Genomic DNA, 17,723 nt, shown 5'->3' with positions numbered 1-17,723 from the left:
GCCTGCCCGCAGGGATACCCTTCGTGGCTCAATGGTTGTGCCTGTTTTGGTTCTTCGGTCGCTATCAGCATCAAAAGCGGCAGAGGTCTTGAAAGCACGGAAGGCCCGCGCTCCAGCAAACGCCGCTCTCGCTCAGATCACCGCCTCGATCAGGAACGGCCCTTTCCGATCGAGCGCGCCCTTGAACAGCCGGGTGAACTCCTCGGCCGTCGTGGCACGTCCGGCCTCGACGCCCATGCCCTTCGCCATCGCGACCCAGTCCAGCGCCGGCTCGTCGAGGTTGAGCATCAGCTTGGCGTTGCGGCCGAAATCGTTGACGCCGACTGCGCGCATCTCGCCGTGCAGGATCGCATAGGTCCGGTTGGCGAAGATCACGGTGATGACGTCGAGGTTCTCGCGCGCCTGCGTCCACAGGCCCTGCACCGTGTACATGCCGGAGCCGTCGGCCTGCATGCCGATGACCTTGCGGTCCGGGCAGGCGACGGCCGCACCGACGCAGAGCGGGATGCCCTCGCCGATCGCGCCGCCGGTGAGCTGGATGTAATCGTGCTGCGGTGCGCTGTGGCAGTCGTAGTAGAAGTTGCGGCCCGACGAGACAGATTCATCGCAGATGATGCAGTTCTCCGGCAGCAGCGCCGAGACGATGGCGCAGGCCTTGTCGGCGTCGAGCGTGCCGGTCGGCAGTGCGGGCTGCTCCGTGCGCGAGGGGGCAATGTAGGCGGGAGCGATCCTGGTCGCGCCCATCTCCTCGGCGAGTGCCGTGACCGCCGCGGGCAGGTCGTCGCCCGGCCGCGCCAGCGTCGCGACCTCGCAGCCATCATGGACCAGCCGGCCGGGCTTGCCGGGATAGGCGAAGAAGCCCACCGGCACCTGCGCGCCGATGAGCACGAGGTAGTCGATGTCCTTGAGCTGATCGAGCGCCTTGTCGATCGGGTAGAACACCTTGGGCATGGCGACGCGGCCGGCGCCGCGCTGGATCCGCCCGTTCGACATCTGGCTGAAGATCATGGCGCCGGTCGCCGCGCAGGCGCGGGCCGCCATCTCCATCGGCTTCTCGCGCAGCGCCAGACCGGTCAGCATGATCGCGGCGCGCGCGCCGTGCTTGCGCAGGCCGGCCGCGACCTCGCGGACCGTGGCGGCATCGACGCTCTTCAGCGCCGGCAGCGGCGTCGGCTTCAGCTCCGCCGGCTCGACGCTGCCCCAGGCGCAATCGGCCGGCAGGATCACGGTGGTGACGCCGGGCAAAGTGAGCGAAGCGGCATAGGCTTCGCCGATCGCCGGGCCGACATCTTCCGGCGAGGCGATGCGGCGCACGAACTGCGACATCGGCCGGGCCAGGCTTTCAATGTCGCTGGTCAGCGGCGCGTCATGCTGCAGGTGATAGGTCGCGTGGTCGCCGACCACGTTGATCATCGGGGTCCAGGCGCGCCTGGCGTTGTGCATGTTGGCAAGGGCGTTGGCCATGCCGGGACCGCAATGCAGCAGCGTCGCCGCCGGCTTGTCGGCCATCCGGGCATAGCCATCGGCCGCGCCGGTGACCACGCCCTCGAACAGGCCGAGCACGCAGCGCATCTGCGGCTTGCGGTCGAGCGCCGCGACGAAGTGCATTTCCGAGGTGCCGGGATTGGCGAAGCAGACATCGACATCGTTGACCAGCAGCGTGTCGCACAGGCGGTCGGCGCCATTCATCCGGAAGAACCTCTCGATAGCCATGGCGTTTCGCGCCGATGGTCCGAGGGGAAGGGATCGCTCCTGCGGTGTCAAACAAGAGAATGTCATTGCTTTCCCAAGCGGCGTTGATCAGCGCGCGCTCCGCCCGGCCGGGATCGGCCGGGCGAGCGGAGTTCGCGCAAAGCCAATAAGCGCAGCGCCTTGACGGAATTGCATATGCATTTAACGTGAATTGGAACGAAGCTTGCTTATCGGGCACGATCGGGCTGCGATGGCCGGGGTGTCCGCTGCGAGCGGAATCAAGAGGGGAAGAGGTTCGTCATGACAGGTGTGAAGCGTATCGGGACGGCGGCCGGGATCGGCCTGGCAGCCCTCATGGCCGCAAGCGGCGCGCAGGCGCAGACCAAGGTCAATGTCGGCATCTCCGGCTGGACCGGCTTCGCCCCGCTGGTGCTCGCCAAGGAGGCCGGCATCTTCGCCAAGAACGGCCTCGACGTCTCGATCAAGAAGATCCCGCAGAAGGACCGCCACCTCGCCATCGCCTCGGGCGACATCCAGTGCGCCGCGACCACGGTCGAGACCTGGATCGTCTGGGACGCCGCCGGGATCAAGACCAAGCAGATCTTCCAGCTCGACAAGAGCTATGGCGCCGACGGCATGGCGGTGCGCAGCGCGACCGGCTCGATCAAGGACCTGAAGGGCAAGACGGTCGCAGCCTCCGCCCCCGGTACCTCGCCCTATTTCGCCCTGGCCTGGATCCTCAAGGAGAACGGCATGTCGGTGAAGGACGTCACCGTGGTCAACATGGAGCCCGGCCCGGCGGCGCAGGCTTTTATCGCCGGCCAGAACGACGCGGCCATGACCTATGAGCCCTATCTCTCGGCAGTGCGCGAGAAGCCCGATGCGGGCAAGATCATCGCCACCACGCTCGACTATCCGATGGTGATGGACACCTTCGGCTGCACGCCGAAATTCCTCGGCGAGAACGATGCGGCCGCCGCGGCGCTGACCAAGAGCTATTTCGAGGCGCTCGCGCTGATCAAGGCCGACAAGGACAAGGCCTATGGCATCATGGGCGCCGATGTGAAGCAGACCGGCGAGCAGTTCGGCAAGTCGGCGAACTACCTGCGCTGGTCGGACGCCGAGGGCAACAAGGCCTTCTTCGCCGGCGAGTGGCAGGCCTTCACCAACAAGGCGGCGGACCTCCTGCTCGAGATCGGGCTGATCAAGGCCAAGCCCGACCTCAATTCGCTGATCGAGACCAAGTACGTCGCCGGCAAGTGACGGATCACGTCCTGCCGGACGTGTTGGGGCCGGGCTTGCGCGTCGTCTTCTGCGGCACGCAGGCCGGTTCCGTCTCGGCCCGGCGGGGCGCCTATTATGCCGGCCCGGGCAACAGGTTCTGGCGAACGCTGTTCGAGACTGGCCTGATCCCTCTGCCACTCGGTCCGGCGGATTTCCGCGAGCTCCCGCGCTACGGCATCGGTTGCACCGATGTCGCAAAGCGGACCTTCGGACCGGATACGGTGCTGGCGCGCGATCACTTCGACGTCGCGGGCTTCCTCGGCAAGATGCGGGCGCAGCGGCCTGCCATCATCGCCTTCAACGGCAAGCGCGCCGCTCAGGCTGTTCTGGCCCAGGCCGGTCGCGCGCTCGCTTACGGCCTTCAGCCTGCAGCCATCGACGACATCCGCGTCGTCGTCCTGCCGTCCACATCCGGTGCCGCCTCGGGCTACTGGTCGATCGAACCCTGGCGTGAACTCGCCGCTCTCGCCAAGGAAGCGAGCCTCTGACGATGAAACCACTCCAGCCCGTCTCAGCCGGCGCCCGCGTCGGCTACGGCATCGCCTTCTTCGCGCTCTTCGTCGTCGTCTGGTCGATCGCGACCTTCGGCGGCTATGTGCAGAAGCTCTTCCTCGCCGATCCCCTGACCATGGTCGCCGAGGGCTGGAACCTGCTCGTCAACCACGGCTTCCTGTTCGACATCGGCATGACGATCTGGCGGGTGCTGGGCGGCTTCGTCCTGGCTGTGGTCCTGGCGCTGCCGTTCGGCATCTTGATGGGCGCCTACAAGCCGGTCGAGGCTTTCCTCGAGCCCTTCGTCTCCTTCGCGCGCTATCTGCCGGCCTCGGCCTTCATTCCGCTGCTGATCCTCTGGGCCGGCATCGGCGAGACCCAGAAGCTGCTCGTCATCTTCATCGGCTCGTTCTTCCAGCTCGTGCTGATGATCGCCGTCGCGGTCGGCGGCATCCGGCGCGATCTGGTCGACGCCGCCTATACGCTGGGCGCGAGCGATTCCTCCGTGGTACGCCGCGTGCTCCTGCCCAATGCCGCGCCGGAGATCGCCGAGATCTTCCGCCTCGTCCTCGGCTGGGCCTGGACCTATGTCATCGTCGCGGAGTTGATCGGCTCGTCCTCCGGCATCGGCCACATGATCACCGACAGCCAGGCGCTCTTGAACACCGGGCAGATCATCTTCGGCATCATCATCATCGGCCTGATCGGGCTGGTCTCCGATTTCCTCTTCAAGGCGGTCAACCAGCGCCTGTTTCCGTGGGCGCAGGCATGAGCAAGCTCCTGATCGACCAGGTCGGCAAGGTCTTCCCGGCGCGCGGCAAGGGCCAGCCGACGCGCGCGCTGATGCCGACCTCGCTCAGCGTCGCCGACAACGATTTCATCACCATCCTCGGTCCCTCGGGCTGCGGGAAGTCGACGCTGCTGCGCATCATCGGCGGGCTGGAGACCGCGAGCGAAGGCAAGATCCTGCTCGACGGCGCGCCGGTCACCGGGCCGGGTGCCGATCGCGGCTTCGTCTTCCAGAGCTATACGCTCTTTCCCTGGCTGAACGTGGCCCAGAACATCGCCTTCGGCCTGCGCGAGAAGGGCGTGCCGGAACGCGAGCGGCTCGATATCGCTCGCAAATGGGCCGAGCGCGTGGGGCTCGCCGGCTTCGTCGAGCATTTTCCGAAGCAGCTCTCGGGCGGCATGCAGCAGCGCACCGCGATCGCCCGCGCGCTCGCCAACGACCCCAAGATCCTGCTGCTCGACGAGCCTTTCGGCGCGCTCGACAACCAGACCCGCGCCTTGATGCAGGAGATGCTGCTCGGCATCTGGGAGCGCGAGCAGAAGACCGTGCTCTTCGTCACCCATGACATCGAGGAGGCGATCTTCGTCGGCTCGCGCGTCGTGGTGATGAGCGCCAGGCCCGGCCGGATCAAGGCCGACATCGCGGTCGAGCTGCCGCATCCCAGGCCCTACACGATCAAGACCTCGCCGGAGTTCGTCGCCCTGAAGGAGCGGCTGGTCGAGGAGATCCGCGTCGAGGCCGTGCTGGCGGCCGAGGGGCACTGAGCGCCATCCACCATACCGGTTGACTCCACTCCGGTATGGTGGTTCCTTCCCTAGCGAAATTGGCCTGACCACATGGCCAAATCGATGCCGCTCAAACGGGCGGCGCAGGGAAGGGTCCGGGGAGCTGATGCCGCTCGCAGTCGTCGAGTCGCCGCGTCTTTATCGGCAGATCGCCGATCAATTGCGCCATCTCATCGACCAGCATGAATTTCCGGTCGGCAGCCGTCTGCCGCCCGAACGCGAGCTCGCGGAAAAGCTCGGCGTCTCCCGTCCCTCGGTACGCGAGGCCCTGATCGCACTCGAGGTCGAGGGGCGCGTGCGCATTCGCATGGGCTCGGGCGTCTATGTCGTCGATCCCGCGCAGGCTGCGGCGCAGCTCGCCGGGGCCGGCTTTCCCATGGAGGGGCCGTTCGAGGTTCTCGCGGCCCGCAGGCTGATCGAGGGCGGGGTCGCGGCCGAAGCCGCAGCGCAGGCGACGCCTGAGCGGTTGGCAGGGCTAGCCGGCATCCTCGTCCAGATGGAAGAGCCGGGCCTGCCGGCCGAGCGGCTGATCGCGCTCGACCGCGCCTTCCATGTCGAGATCGCGGCGATGCTCGGCAACACCGTGCTGGTGCGCTGCGTCGGCGAGCTCTTCGACCAACGCATGAGCCCGTATTTCCGCCAGCTCGCGCAATATTTCGAGAACGAGCAGTCATGGCGCACCGCCGCAATCGAGCACCGCGCCATCCATGCAGCGCTTGCGCGCGGCGACAGCGAGGCGGCGCGCGCGGCGATGTACGCCCATCTCCAGGCTTCGCAGGAGCGCTTTTCACAGAGCTTCGGCGATGTCGACCTCAAGCGGGCAGGCGAGCGTCAACGCCGACCCGGCCCGATCAAATGACGCAAGGCCAATCGCATCCGTAAGTCCAGGGAGGACATGAGATGAAGTTGCACTACGCCCTCGCCGCGCTCGCCGCCGGCGCTCTTTTCGCCGGCACGCCGGCGCAGGCCCAGACCAAGCTGAAATGGGCCCATGTCTACGAGACCTCAGAGCCGTTCCATACCGAGTCGGTCTGGGCCGCCGAGGAGATCAAGAAGCGCAGCAACGGAAAGTACGAGATCACGGTCTATCCGGCCTCGCAGCTCGGCAAGGAGACCGACATCAACCAGGGCCTGACACTGGGGACGGTCGACATGATCATCTCCGGCTCGAGCTTCGCCGCCCGCGCCTATCCGCCGATCGGCGTGACCTACTATCCCTTCATCTTCCGCGGCCCCGACCATCTGCTCGCCTATGTGAAGAGCGACGTCTTCAAGGAGATGGCCAAGGGCTATGAGGAGAAGAGCGGCCACCAGATCCTGGCCGTGACCTATTACGGCACGCGCCACACCACCTCGAACAAGCCGATCAAGACCTGCGCCGACATGAAGGGCCTGAAGATCCGCGTGCCCGACGTGCCGGCTTATCTCGCCATGCCGCGCGCCTGCGGCGCCAACACCACGCCGATCGCCTTCGCCGAGGTCTATCTCGCGCTGCAGAACGGTACCGTCGAGGCGCAGGAGAACCCGCTCAACACCATCGACGCCAAGAAGTTCTACGAGGTCCAGAAGCACATCGTGCTCACCGGGCACATCGTCGACCATCTCAACACGGTGGTCTCGAAGCAGCTCTGGGCCAAGCTCTCGCCCGAGGACCGCAAGCTCTTCACCGACGTCGCCCAGGAGGCGGCGACGCGCGCCACCAAGAAGATCCAGGACGACGAGGTGAAGCTCGTCCAGGTCTTCAAGGACAAGGGGATCTCGGTCACCGAGGTCGACAAGGCCGACTTCCTCGCCGCCGTGCAGAAGAACGTGAATTTCGAGCAGTACGGCTACCGCAAGGCCGACTGGGAGAGGATCCAGGCGATCAAGTGAGCTGATCTGTCCTTCGGGAGCTGGCCGTAGGGCCCGCTCCGGAACCGATGAACGTCGCCCTCTCCGTCATTGTCGGGCTTGTCCCGACCATCCACGTCTTTGCTTCGCTGATCGAGCGCAGTGTTCAAGACGCGGTGCTCGCCACAAGGGCGAGCATGACGGCTGGAGCGATGCCGAAGCGAAGAGCGAGCCATGACCACGACGCCGGAAGTCCATACCCAAGTCACCAGCGAGGAAATCGCCCACGTCTTCGACGAGGCGCCGCCGCCGGCCGATCTTTCCGGCTACGGCCTCGAGGACTGGGTGACGCTTGCCGCCTTCTGGCTGATGGTCGCCTGCGTCGTGGCGCAGTTCTTCACCCGCTATGTCCTCAATGACAGCTTCGCCTGGACCGAGGAGATCGCGATCTACGCGCTGATCGTCGTTGTCTTCCTCGGCTCCTCGCTCTGCGTGCGCGCCTCGCGCCACATCCAGGTCGACTTCCTCTACCGCTATTTGTCGCATGGCGGGGGACGGGCGCTCTCGACCGTCGTCGACCTGATCCGCATCGGCTTCTTCGCCTATGGCACGGTGCTGACGCATCGCTATGCCGAGCTCATCCCAGACGAAATGATGACGACGATCCAGTTCCCGAAATCGATCGTGTTCTATGCGGTCGTGATCGCTTTCGCCCTGATGACGCTGCGTTCGATCCAGGTTGCGTGGCAGAACTGGCGGCGCGGCTACTCCGTGCTGGAGCGTCCCGCAGCCTTCGACGGCTCGGAGGCCTGACCCATGCTGATCCTGCTTGGAAGCTTCCTCGGCCTGATGATCCTCGGCGTTCCCGTCGCCATCTCGATGGCCGTCGCCTCGCTCGCCTTCATCGTCATCACCGGCACCGTGCCGGACGTGATCCTGGCCCAGCGCATGATCGCCGGTGTCGAGAGCTTCCCGTTGCTGGCGGTGCCCTTCTTCATCCTCGCCGGCAACCTGATGAACATCGCCGGCGTCACCGGCCGGATCTACGCCTTTGCCGTCTCCCTCGTCGGCTGGATGCGCGGCGGTCTCGCCCAGGTCAACATCATCGGCTCGGTGATCTTCTCGGGCATGTCGGGCACCGCGATCGCCGACGCCGCCGGCATCGGCACCATCGAGATCAAGGCGATGAAGGACCACGGCTATTCGGCCGAGGTCGCGGTCGGCGTCACCGCGGCTTCCGCCACGCTCGGGCCGATCATCCCGCCATCCCTACCCTTCGTCATCTACGGCATGATGTCGAATACCTCGATCGGCGCGCTCTTCCTCGGCGGCGTCATCCCCGGCGTGGTGATGACGCTGTTCATGATGCTTACGGTCGCAATCTTCGCCCGCATCTACAAATGGGGGGCGGACACCAAGTTCTCGCTGCGCGAGCTCGGCTCTGCCGGCATCGAGGTGCTGGTCGTCATGGGCTTCCCGGTGCTGGCCTATCTACTGGTCTTCGCCGGGCTCGATCCCAACCTCGCCATCGGCATCGCGCTCGCCGTGCTGCTGGCCATGGATTACTACTTCAACTTCTCGGCCGTGATGGCGCTGATGACGCCGGTCATCCTGATCGGCGGCATGACCATGGGCTGGTTCACGCCGACGGAGGCCGCAGCCGCAGCGGTGATCTGGTCGCTCTTCCTCGGCCTCGTGCGCTACCGCTCGATGACCATGCGCAGCCTGACCAAGGCGACCTTCGACACGATCGAGACCACGGCCTCGGTTCTGTTCATCGTCACCGCCGCCTCGATCTTCGCCTGGCTGCTCACGGTGTCGCAGACGGCCCAGCTGCTCTCCGACCTGATCCTTGGCTTCACCCAGAACAAATGGGTGTTCCTGATCCTGGTCAACCTGCTGCTGCTCTTCATCGGCTGCTTCCTCGACACCATCGCGGCGATCACCATCGTCGTGCCGATCCTCTTGCCGATCGCGCTCAAGCTCGGCATCGATCCGATCCATTTCGGCCTGATCCTGACGCTCAATCTGATGATCGGGTTGCTGCACCCGCCGCTCGGCATGGTGCTGTTCGTGCTCTCGCGCGTCGCCAAGCTTTCGGTCGAGCGTACCACCATGGCGATCCTGCCCTGGCTGATCCCGCTCTTCGCAGCCCTGATCGCGATCACCTTCATCCCCGAGCTGACGCTCTGGCTGCCGCGCACCATGGGCATGATCAGGTAGGCGCGCTGGAGCATCGGACCGAAAAGTGGAATCCACTTTTCGGGGAAATCCGATGCTGAAACGAAGAGCAAGATCGCCACTTTGCGTCTGGTAGGACGCATGGTGATCTTGCGGCGGACTGGCGAGAACGGCTCGCCGCCCCCATTTTCTGTCAGGAGACTGACGGCTGCGGCATGCGGCGGGCGTAGATCAGCCTTGCGCCGAACCCTCTGTTACGCTGCCGCGGGTGATTGCCATCTTTGATGGCGAAGGGGCACTGCCGCGAGGTGGAGCCATGCGGGCGCTGATTGCGAAGATGTTGTCCCGGTTGGTCCGGGAACCAAGGATTGACGTGATATTCGCCGATGGATCGCTCCATTCGGCCGGTCAAGGTGCTGTGCCGGCGATCAAGCTGCGTATCGCTGATCGCGAAACCGAGTTCAAACTGGCGCTCGATCCCGAGCTGGCGCTCGGCGAGGCCGTGATGGATGGCCGCGTCATCGTCGAGCGCGGCACGATCTACCAATTGCTGGAGACTTTAGTCTGCGGCCTGTCGCGCCAACCGCCCTCGGCCTGGGCCGGGACACTGGGCCGTCTGCGCACGGCGGTCAGGCGCCTGAAGCAGCACAACACGCCGGACTGGGCGAAGCGCAACGTCCATCATCACTACGATCTGAAGAGCGAGTTCTTCCGGCTCTTCCTCGATGCCGACCAGCAGTATTCCTGCGCCTTCTTCGAGCATCCGGGCGCGACCCTGGAAGAGGCGCAGGCCGCCAAGAAGCGCAGGATCGCGGCGAAGCTGGCGTTGAAGCCGGGCCAGCGCGTGCTCGACATCGGCTCTGGCTGGGGCGGCCTCGGGCTTTCGATCGCGCGCGAGACCGGCGCAAAGGTGACCGGGATCACGCTGTCCGAGGAGCAGCTCGCCGCTGCGAGCAAGCGGGCTGAGGAATCGGGCCTGCCGGTCGAGTTCCGCCTGCAGGACTACCGCGCCGTGAGCGAGCGCTTCGACCGCATCGTCTCGGTCGGCATGTTCGAGCATGTCGGCGTCGGCTACTACCGCGACTACTTCCGCAAGATCAGGGAACTGCTCGAGGATGACGGCGTCGCCCTGATCCATACAATCGGCCGCAGCACGCCGCCCGGCGCGACCAACCCGTTCATCGCCAAGTACATCTTCCCCGGCGGCTATATCCCGGCGCTGTCGGAGATTGCTGCGGCGGTCGAGCAGGAAGGGTTGATCATCACCGATGTCGAGGTGCTGCGCCTGCACTATGCCGAGACGCTGAAGGCCTGGCGCGAGCGTTTCCTCGCCCATCGGCCGGAGGCCGTCGCGATGTATGACGAGCGCTTCGCCAGGATGTGGGAGTTCTATCTCGCCGCCTCCGAAGCGAGCTTCCGTTATGACGGCCTCGTCGTCTTCCAGCTCCAGCTCGCCAAGCGGCTCGGCACGCTGCCGATGACGCGGGACTATATGAGCGAGAAGGGCAGGTCTGCCGAGCCGGTAGAACGGGCAGCCTGACCGGCGCGATTGAGCTACCGCGATGCCCCCGCTAGGCTCCGGCCCGGCGGGGAGCATTAGCGGAGGTTGATCGTGCGATCATCGATGATTGCGCTTGCGGTGGCAGCGCAGATGTCAGCTCTTCCAGCCCTTGCCCAGGAGCGCCAGCCGCGCGACGAGTTCTTCTGGCTCGGCGAGATCAACAAGGCCACGGCCGTGATCAACACGGATGAAGGCCTGCTCGACAAGGCGCTGGCGCCGCGCATCGCCGCCGGTCTCGGCAAGGTGCTGCAGGACGGCGCCAAGCCCTCGGCGAAGCGGCCCTCGACCGTGATCAGCTTCGAGCCGCTGCTGATCGCGGCGGGCGGGCAGGAAGTGACGCTGCTGCATGCCGGCCGCTCGAGCCAGGATATGCATGCGACCTATCGCGCCGCGATCCTGCGCGACGACATGCTGGCGCTCGCCGACCAGCTCAATCGCACCACGGCGACGCTGGTCGGGCTGGCGGAGAAACACGCTGCGACCATCGTGCCGAACTACACCAACGGCGTCGCGGCCCAGCCGAACAGTCTTGGCCACACCCTGCTCGGCCATGCCGCCGGCCTCGAGCGCGATGCCCAGCGCATCCGCGAGGCCTATTTCCGGATCGACCGCTCGGCGATGGGCACGACCGTGCTCAACGGCACGAGCTGGCCGCTCAACCGCAAGCGCATGGCCGATTATCTCGGCTTCGCGGCGATCGTCGACAACGCCTATGACGCCGGCCAGATCTCCTCGGCCGAGCACCCGGTCGAGGCGGGTGCGATCGTCACCAGCATCGCCCTCCATGCCGGCGCCTTCGTCGAGGACGTTATGATGCAATACGCCTTCGCACGGCCCTGGATGCTGCTGCAGGAAGGCGACGGCAACACCTATGTCTCCAGCGCCATGCCGCAGAAGCGCAATCCCGGCCTGCTCAACACCACGCGCCAGCAGGCCTCGACCGCGATCTCGCTGGCAATGGGCGCCGCGATCCAGGCCCACAACATCACGCCTGGCATGAGCGACCCCAAGGACGTCAGGCCCAACAGCGCGATGGTGAAGAGCGCGGTCACCGTGCTCGCCAATTGGGATCGCATCCTGAAAGGGCTGGTGATCAGCCCCGAGCGGGCGCTGGAGGAATTGAACAGCGACTGGACCGCCTCGCAGGAGCTGGCCGATCTCCTGATGCGCAAATACAGGCTGCCCTTCCGCGTCGGCCATCACTTCGCCTCCGAGGTCGTCTCCCACGCCAAGGATCACGACATCAGGCCGCTGGATTTCCCCTATGCCGAGGCGATCCGCATCTATGCCGCGGCGGTCAAGGGCACGGACTATCCGGCTGAGTTTCCGATCAGCGAAGCCGAATTCCGCGCCACGCTCGACCCTGTCGCGATCGTGCGCAATCGCGCGACTGTCGGCGGTCCGCAGCCGGCCGAGATGGAGCGGATGCTAGCCGCCGCCAAGGCCCGGATCGCGGAGCAGGGTGCCTGGATCAAGGAACGGCGCGAGCGGATTGCCACCTCGCTTGGAAGGCTCGACAAGGATTTCGAAGCGCTGCGGGCACAGGCGCAGTAGCGTCGTCTCAGGCCGGCGCCGGCCCGACATAGCGGGCGCGCGGGCGGATCAGCTGGCCGGTCTCATTCTGCTCCAGCGCATGGGCGAGCCAGCCGGTGCAGCGCGCCGCCGCGAAGATCTGGAACGGCGTGGTTTCCGGCAGCTCAAGCCTCGCCGCCAGCGCGCTGAGGGCGAAATCGATATTCGGCTCCTCGCCGGTCAGCGTTCCGATTGCGGCCTGCGCCTGCGCATAGGCCGGCGGCGGCTGGAAGGCTGCGAACAGGGCTCGCGCCCTGGGATCGCCGTCGGGATAGAGCGGGTGACCGAAGCCGGGCAGCTTGGCGCCGGTCTCCAGCCTCGCCGCTATCGCTGTCTCCAGTCCGTCGCGCTCGATCTCTCGCATCAGCGCGAGCACGCGCGGCGCGACACCGCCATGCAAGGGGCCGGATAGTGCCGCGAGTCCGGCCATGGCGCAGGCGGCGAGCGAGGCGCCGGTCGAGGCGGTGACGCGCGCGGCGAAGGTCGAGGCGTTGAGCTCATGGTCGGCGAGCAGCACCAATGCGCGCCGGATCGGTTCGGCACCCTCAGCCTCGCAGCCCCAGGCGCGCGCCAGCCGCGCATGGATCGGCCCTTCGCCCGGCCCGCCGGCGATGGCGTCGACCAGCGCGTCCAGCACGGCGGCAGCTTCAAGATAGAGCGCCTTCCTGACCCGCCCCGCCATCGGCCGGTCGGTCGCGGCCCGTGCCGCGATCACCGCGAAGATGCGGGCGAGCGGCTCGCCCGACGGGACGATCATCGCCAAAGGCGGGAAGCGCTGCGTCCCGCAATTCCAGAGCAGACGGGCGATGTCCTCGAGCTTGGCAGTCTCGGACAGGCGCGCAGCATCCTGCCCGCGATACCAGAGGCCGCCGCGCTCGATCGTGGTGATGGCGGAGGCGAGGACCGGCTCGCCATAGGCGATTGCGTCCTCGGCGATCGCCGCCGGACGGCGGCCGCGCGCCTTGCGATGCTCCAGCCGGGCGACATCCTCGGCCCGGTACAGGCTGCGGCGCGAATCCCCTTCGTCGCCCCGCGCCTCGATCAGCCTGCGGCTGACATAGGCATAGAGCGTCTGCGGCTTCAGCCCGAGCCGCGCCATCGCCTCTTGCGCCGTCAGCCAGTCCTGCATCGCCCCCTTGTCCAGTATATTGATTATATTGTTCAAGATTGATTCTAGCAGTGCGGAGGCCGATCCTCAAGGCGAATGCTTTGAGGAGTTCAGCTCATGTCCGATGGTCTCGATGACGTCGTCGCCGCCCATACCGTGCTCTCGGAAGTCGACGGCGCCGCCGGTCGCCTGGTGATCCGCGGCCACAGCCTCGCCGAGCTCGCCGGCCGAACCAGCTTCGAGGAGATGGCGGCGCTGATGCTCGACGGTTTGCTGCCCGGCCTGCCGCAGGGCCGCGAGCTCCCGGTGGCGCTCGGCAAGGCTCGTGCCGATCTCTTCGGCATCGTCGAGCGCACCGCGCTTTCGGACGGTCTCGGCCCGGTCGAGGCGGTCCGCGCCTGGACCGCGCAGATCGCTGATGGCGAGCGACCCGAAACCGCACTGAAACTGCTCGCGGCGCCAGCCGTCTTCACCGCGGCTGCTGTCCGCAAGCGGCGCGGCCTTGCTCCGATCGCGCCCGATCCGACGCTGTCGCAGGCGGCCGACACGCTGCGCATGCTGCGTGGCGATACCCCAACCGCGGCCCAGGCGGCGGCGCTCGACACCTACCTCGTCACCGTCGCCGATCACGGCCTCAATGCCTCGACCTTCGCCGCCCGCGTCGTCGCCTCGACGCGGGCCGGGCTGGTCTCGGCCGTGCTGGCCGGGATCAGCGCGCTGAAGGGGCCGCTGCATGGCGGCGCGCCGGGGCCGGTGATCGAGATGCTCGACGCGATCGGCGAGCCGTCCAATGCCCGGCCCTGGCTCGAGGGCGCGCTGGATCGCGGCGAACGCTTGATGGGCTTCGGCCATCGCATCTATCGCGTGCGCGATCCGCGCGCCGATGCGCTGAAACAGGCGATCGCGAAGCTCGGCGCCGATGCCGGGCGCCTGCGCCTTGCCGAGGCGGTCGAGCAGGCGGCGCTCGCCATCCTGCGCGAGCGCAAGCCCGGCCGTTCGCTGGAAACGAATGTCGAGTTCTATACCGCGCTGCTGCTGGAAGCGCTCGGCTTCCCGCCCGAGGCCTTCACCTGCGTCTTCGCGCTCGGCCGTACCACCGGCTGGCTCGCCCATGCCCGCGAGCAGATCGAGACCGGCCGGCTCATCCGGCCGCAATCGGTCTATGTCGGCCCGCAGCCGCGTCAGGCGGCGTAGGCTTCTGCAGAGCGCGGGGAACCCTTCTCCCGTGTGGGAGAAGGGCAGGGATGAGGGCCTGCCCTTACCGATTGAGGTCACGGCGGTGCCGCTGCGCCTCCTTAATTCGCGGCGGTCCCTCACCCCTACCCCTCTCCCATCCGGGAGAGGGGATCCCGCGCTTGCCTATATTGCCGTCAGCCAGACCGCGTAGAGTTCAGCCTCACCACCACTGGCGACCAGCTCGACGCGCTCCGGCGCGTCGAGGATTGCGCTGTCGCCGGCGGGAAGCGCCGCGCCATTCACCTGCCAATCACCCTTGCGGGCGACCAGCACCAGCAGGCCCTCGCTCGCGTTGAGCGAGCCTGCGCCGGAGAGGCGCTCGACCCGGTGCCGCCAGCGGCCGCGCCGGCTCATGACGTTAAGGTCGTCGATCGGCCCCTCGACCAGCAGTCCGTCGACCGCCCGGTCGGCGGCGAACGGGTAGGGCGCGCTGGTCCGATCCAGCCTGACGTGCTCGCCATCGCCGAAGGCCAGCGTGATCCCGGCCCCGGTCAGCACCGAAAGCGTCCGGTCGATGCCGGGGAAGGACGAGAACGGCCCGTCCTGCCCGACATGGGCCATGCTGATGCGCCAGTCGAAATCGCTCAGCGAGGCGCCTTCAGGTGCAACCGCGATCTCGGTCGTCGTCCCGCCGCCGTTCTTCCACGGCATGACCAGGCAGTCGGCGGCGCGGATGATGCGCATGGCGTTCGCCCTCAGCCCAGGATGCCGGGCAGCTTCAGGCCCTTCTCTCGGGCGCAGTCGAGCGCGATGTCGTAGCCGGCATCAGCATGGCGCATCACGCCGGTCGCCGGGTCGTTCCAGAGCACGCGTTCCAGCCGCTTGGCTGCTTCCGGCGTGCCATCGGCGACGATGACCACGCCCGAATGCTGCGAATAGCCCATGCCGACGCCGCCGCCATGGTGCAGCGAGACCCAGGTCGCGCCGCCGGCGGTGTTGAGCAGGGCGTTGAGCAGTGGCCAGTCGGAGACTGCGTCCGAGCCGTCCTTCATCGCTTCGGTCTCGCGGTTAGGCGAGGCGACCGAGCCGGAATCGAGATGGTCGCGGCCGATCACGATCGGGGCCTTGACCTCGCCCTTCGCCACCATCTCGTTGAAGGCGAGGCCGAGCCGATGTCTGTCCCCGAGGCCGACCCAGCAGATCCGCGCCGGCAGGCCCTGGAACTGGATGCGCTCGCGCGCCATGTCGAGCCAGTTGTGCAGGTGCTTGTCGTCCGGCAGCAGCTCCTTGACGCGCTGGTCGGTGCGGTAAATGTCCTCCGGATCGCCCGAGAGCGCGGCCCAGCGGAACGGGCCGATGCCGCGGCAGAACAGCGGGCGGATATAGGCCGGGACGAAGCCGGGGAAATCGAAGGCGTTGTCGACGCCCATATCCTTGGCCATCTGGCGGATGTTGTTGCCGTAGTCGAGCGTCGGCACGCCCATCTTCTGGAAGTCGAGCATTGCCTTCACATGCTCGGCCATCGACTTCTTCGCAGCTAGAATCGTCCCTGCCGGGTCGCGCTCCTTGCGCTCCTCCCACTCTTCCAGTGTCCAGCCGGCCGGCAGGTAGCCGTTGAGCGGGTCATGGGCCGAGGTCTGGTCGGTGACGACGTCCGGGCGGATGCCGCGGCGAACCATGTCGGGAAAGATCTCGGCGGCATTGCCGAGCACGCCGACCGAGACGGCCTTGCCCCTGGCATGGGCGGCTTCGATAATCTTCAGGGCCTCGTCGACGCTATCGGCCTTCTCGTCGAGATAGCGGGTGCGCAGCCGGAAATCGATCGAGGACGGCCTGCACTCGACGGCGATCATCGAGGCGCCGGCCATGGTCGCGGCCAGCGGCTGGGCGCCACCCATGCCGCCGAGGCCGCCGGTCAGGACCCATTTGCCCTTGAGGCTGCCATTATAGTGCTGGCGGCCTACCTCGACGAAGGTCTCGTAGGTGCCCTGAACGATGCCCTGCGTGCCGATGTAGATCCAGGAGCCGGCCGTCATCTGGCCGTACATCATCAGCCCGAGCTTATCGAGATGATGGAAATGCTCCCAATTGGCATAGGCCGGGACGAGGTTCGAATTCGCGATCAGGACGCGTGGCGCGTCCGGATGGGTCTTGAAGATGCCGACCGGCTTGCCGGACTGGACCAGCAGGGTCTCGTCGGCCTCGAGCGAGCGGAGCGAGGCACAGATCCGGTCGAAATCCTCCCAGGTGCGGGCGGCGCGGCCAATGCCGCCATAGACCACAAGCTCGCCCGGCTTCTCGGCGACATCGGGGTCGAGATTGTTCATCAGCATGCGCAGCGCAGCTTCGGTCAGCCAGGACTTGGCGCTGCGCTCGTTGCCGTGGGGCGCGCGGATGACGCGGCTGTTGTCGATGCGGGTCATGGCTTGCTCCGTTCGAGCTGGGTGGCGGCGGCGAGCGCGGCCTCGATCATGGCGGAAAGGGTGGCTTGCAGGCTGGCGGCCCGGGCCGCGTCGAAGCGCCAGGGCGGCGCCTCCTCGGCGAGATAGGCCGAGAGCGCGATCTCCATCTGCAGCGCGTGGACATGCTCGGCCGGCTGGCCGTAATGCCGCGTGATCCAGCCGCCCTTGAAGCGGCCATTGACGACCTGCGTGAAGGCGCCGCCGGCCATCGCCGCGGCTGCGGCGGCCTCGACGGAAGGCGCGGCACTGGCGCCGGAGTTGGTGCCGAGATTGAGCGTCGGCAGGGTATCCGGGAAGAGGCGGGGGATCACCGACTTGATCGAATGGCAGTCCCAGAGCAGGCAGAAGCCGTGCTGCGCCTTGGCGTGTTCGATCTCGGCGGCAAGCGCCGCATGATAGGGTCGGAAATAGGCCTCGCGTCGGCGGGCGATCTCGGCCTCGTCGGGCGCCGTCTCCCAGATCGGCGCGCCGTCGAAGGTCGTGGTCGGCACGAGCTCGGTCGTCGCCTGGCCGGGATAGAGCGAGACGCCAGCCGGATCGCGATTGAGGTCGATGACGAAGCGCGACAATTGCGCTTCTACGATCGTCGGCTGGAAGCGCTCGGCGAAGGCGTAGAGCTGGCGCATATGCCAGTCGGTGTCCTCGACCAGCTTTCCGCGCGCATTGAGCTGCGCCGCGACCTCGGCCGGCAGGCCGGTGCCGGGATGCGGCATCGACAGGACGAGCGGCGAGGCGCCACGTGTGACGGAGACGATGTTGGTCATGGGCGCGCTCCCTTCTCCCCTTGCGG

The 17,723-nt window shown here is 66.8% G+C and carries 16 protein-coding genes; 11 read left to right on the top strand and 5 right to left on the bottom strand.

What is annotated here, in order from left to right:
- Positions 1 to 132: 132 nt before the first annotated feature.
- Positions 133 to 1,689: an acetolactate synthase large subunit gene (locus ACSQ3M_RS08660; protein WP_436150287.1), complete on the bottom strand. Its 1,557-nt coding sequence runs from the start codon at positions 1,687 to 1,689 to the stop codon at positions 133 to 135.
- A 303-nt stretch (positions 1,690 to 1,992) separates the two neighbouring features.
- On the opposite strand from ACSQ3M_RS08660, the gene ACSQ3M_RS08655 reads away from it, so the two are divergent.
- The 10 genes from ACSQ3M_RS08655 to ACSQ3M_RS08610 all read left to right on the top strand — a co-directional run bounded on the left by ACSQ3M_RS08655 (position 1,993) and on the right by ACSQ3M_RS08610 (position 12,169).
- Positions 1,993 to 2,955, top strand: coding sequence for an ABC transporter substrate-binding protein (locus ACSQ3M_RS08655; RefSeq protein ID WP_436149662.1), 963 nt, complete (start codon positions 1,993 to 1,995; stop codon positions 2,953 to 2,955).
- Positions 2,952 to 3,464 (top strand): mismatch-specific DNA-glycosylase, encoded by a 513-nt coding sequence (locus tag ACSQ3M_RS08650; protein WP_436149661.1) that lies wholly within the window; start codon positions 2,952 to 2,954, stop codon positions 3,462 to 3,464. Before ACSQ3M_RS08655 ends, ACSQ3M_RS08650 begins: the two co-directional genes overlap by 4 nt.
- Positions 3,465 to 3,466: 2 nt before the next feature.
- Positions 3,467 to 4,240 (top strand): ABC transporter permease, encoded by a 774-nt coding sequence (locus ACSQ3M_RS08645; protein WP_436149660.1) that lies wholly within the window; start codon positions 3,467 to 3,469, stop codon positions 4,238 to 4,240.
- A complete protein-coding gene (locus tag ACSQ3M_RS08640) occupies positions 4,237 to 5,022 on the top strand; it encodes an ABC transporter ATP-binding protein (protein WP_436149659.1) in 786 nt (261 codons plus the stop codon). Before ACSQ3M_RS08645 ends, ACSQ3M_RS08640 begins: the two co-directional genes overlap by 4 nt.
- A 127-nt stretch (positions 5,023 to 5,149) precedes the next feature.
- The gene (locus ACSQ3M_RS08635; RefSeq protein ID WP_436149658.1) at positions 5,150 to 5,902 is read left to right on the top strand and encodes a FadR/GntR family transcriptional regulator; all 753 of its coding nucleotides are present in this window, start codon (positions 5,150 to 5,152) and stop codon (positions 5,900 to 5,902) included.
- A 41-nt stretch (positions 5,903 to 5,943) separates the two neighbouring features.
- Entirely contained in the window at positions 5,944 to 6,915 is a 972-nt protein-coding gene (locus tag ACSQ3M_RS08630; RefSeq protein WP_436149657.1) for a sialic acid TRAP transporter substrate-binding protein SiaP, read from the top strand.
- 192 nt (positions 6,916 to 7,107) lie between these two features.
- Positions 7,108 to 7,686: a TRAP transporter small permease gene (locus ACSQ3M_RS08625; RefSeq protein ID WP_436149656.1), complete on the top strand. Its 579-nt coding sequence runs from the start codon at positions 7,108 to 7,110 to the stop codon at positions 7,684 to 7,686.
- Between the two features lie 3 nt (positions 7,687 to 7,689).
- The gene (locus ACSQ3M_RS08620) at positions 7,690 to 9,096 is read left to right on the top strand and encodes a TRAP transporter large permease (RefSeq protein ID WP_436149655.1); all 1,407 of its coding nucleotides are present in this window, start codon (positions 7,690 to 7,692) and stop codon (positions 9,094 to 9,096) included.
- Between the two features lie 331 nt (positions 9,097 to 9,427).
- Positions 9,428 to 10,594 (top strand): class I SAM-dependent methyltransferase, encoded by a 1,167-nt coding sequence (locus ACSQ3M_RS08615; protein WP_436149654.1) that lies wholly within the window; start codon positions 9,428 to 9,430, stop codon positions 10,592 to 10,594.
- 111 nt (positions 10,595 to 10,705) lie between these two features.
- Positions 10,706 to 12,169 (top strand): lyase family protein, encoded by a 1,464-nt coding sequence (locus tag ACSQ3M_RS08610; protein WP_436149653.1) that lies wholly within the window; start codon positions 10,706 to 10,708, stop codon positions 12,167 to 12,169.
- Positions 12,170 to 12,176: 7 nt separating this feature from the next.
- On the opposite strand, the gene ACSQ3M_RS08605 is transcribed toward ACSQ3M_RS08610, so the two are convergent.
- Positions 12,177 to 13,352, bottom strand: a complete 1,176-nt coding sequence (locus ACSQ3M_RS08605) for a citrate synthase family protein (RefSeq protein WP_436149652.1) — start codon at positions 13,350 to 13,352, stop codon at positions 12,177 to 12,179.
- A 60-nt stretch (positions 13,353 to 13,412) separates the two neighbouring features.
- Between ACSQ3M_RS08605 and ACSQ3M_RS08600 the strand changes: the two genes are divergently transcribed.
- The gene (locus ACSQ3M_RS08600) at positions 13,413 to 14,489 is read left to right on the top strand and encodes a citrate synthase/methylcitrate synthase (protein ID WP_436149651.1); all 1,077 of its coding nucleotides are present in this window, start codon (positions 13,413 to 13,415) and stop codon (positions 14,487 to 14,489) included.
- A gap of 165 nt (positions 14,490 to 14,654) precedes the next feature.
- Here ACSQ3M_RS08600 and ACSQ3M_RS08595 read toward each other — a convergent pair whose 3' ends face one another.
- The 3 genes from ACSQ3M_RS08595 to hutG are packed head-to-tail and all read right to left on the bottom strand — an operon-like array spanning position 14,655 to position 17,697.
- Positions 14,655 to 15,215, bottom strand: coding sequence for a HutD/Ves family protein (locus tag ACSQ3M_RS08595; protein WP_436149650.1), 561 nt, complete (start codon positions 15,213 to 15,215; stop codon positions 14,655 to 14,657).
- 11 nt (positions 15,216 to 15,226) lie between these two features.
- Complete coding sequence (gene hutU / locus ACSQ3M_RS08590) at positions 15,227 to 16,894, bottom strand: urocanate hydratase (protein WP_436149649.1); 1,668 nt, start codon at positions 16,892 to 16,894, stop codon at positions 15,227 to 15,229.
- Positions 16,891 to 17,697 carry an N-formylglutamate deformylase gene (gene hutG / locus ACSQ3M_RS08585; protein WP_436149648.1) on the bottom strand — a complete coding sequence of 269 codons (807 nt, stop codon included), beginning with the start codon at positions 17,695 to 17,697 and terminating at the stop codon, positions 16,891 to 16,893. The genes hutU and hutG overlap by 4 nt, the downstream gene beginning before the upstream one ends.
- Positions 17,698 to 17,723: the final 26 nt, after the last annotated feature.

The sequence above is a fragment of the Allobosea sp. LjRoot90 genome, assembly GCF_964254315.1.
Classification (GTDB): domain Bacteria; phylum Pseudomonadota; class Alphaproteobacteria; order Rhizobiales; family Beijerinckiaceae; genus Allobosea.
The sequence above is the reverse complement of the archived record's forward strand: the minus strand, read 5'-3'. Positions and strand labels throughout refer to the sequence as shown.

Excerpts from the sequence above, each read along its gene's own strand:
- ACSQ3M_RS08660 (WP_436150287.1), bottom strand. The coding sequence starts at position 1,689 with ATGAATGGCGCCGACCGCCTGTGCGACACGCTGCTGGTCAACGATGTC.
- ACSQ3M_RS08655 (WP_436149662.1), top strand. The coding sequence starts at position 1,993 with ATGACAGGTGTGAAGCGTATCGGGACGGCGGCCGGGATCGGCCTGGCA.
- ACSQ3M_RS08645 (WP_436149660.1), top strand. The coding sequence starts at position 3,467 with ATGAAACCACTCCAGCCCGTCTCAGCCGGCGCCCGCGTCGGCTACGGC.
- ACSQ3M_RS08640 (WP_436149659.1), top strand. The coding sequence starts at position 4,237 with ATGAGCAAGCTCCTGATCGACCAGGTCGGCAAGGTCTTCCCGGCGCGC.
- ACSQ3M_RS08635 (WP_436149658.1), top strand. The coding sequence starts at position 5,150 with ATGCCGCTCGCAGTCGTCGAGTCGCCGCGTCTTTATCGGCAGATCGCC.
- ACSQ3M_RS08630 (WP_436149657.1), top strand. The coding sequence starts at position 5,944 with ATGAAGTTGCACTACGCCCTCGCCGCGCTCGCCGCCGGCGCTCTTTTC.
- ACSQ3M_RS08625 (WP_436149656.1), top strand. The coding sequence starts at position 7,108 with ATGACCACGACGCCGGAAGTCCATACCCAAGTCACCAGCGAGGAAATC.
- ACSQ3M_RS08620 (WP_436149655.1), top strand. The coding sequence starts at position 7,690 with ATGCTGATCCTGCTTGGAAGCTTCCTCGGCCTGATGATCCTCGGCGTT.
- ACSQ3M_RS08610 (WP_436149653.1), top strand. The coding sequence starts at position 10,706 with ATGTCAGCTCTTCCAGCCCTTGCCCAGGAGCGCCAGCCGCGCGACGAG.
- ACSQ3M_RS08600 (WP_436149651.1), top strand. The coding sequence starts at position 13,413 with ATGTCCGATGGTCTCGATGACGTCGTCGCCGCCCATACCGTGCTCTCG.
- ACSQ3M_RS08595 (WP_436149650.1), bottom strand. The coding sequence starts at position 15,215 with ATGCGCATCATCCGCGCCGCCGACTGCCTGGTCATGCCGTGGAAGAAC.
- hutU (WP_436149649.1), bottom strand. The coding sequence starts at position 16,894 with ATGACCCGCATCGACAACAGCCGCGTCATCCGCGCGCCCCACGGCAAC.
- hutG (WP_436149648.1), bottom strand. The coding sequence starts at position 17,697 with ATGACCAACATCGTCTCCGTCACACGTGGCGCCTCGCCGCTCGTCCTG.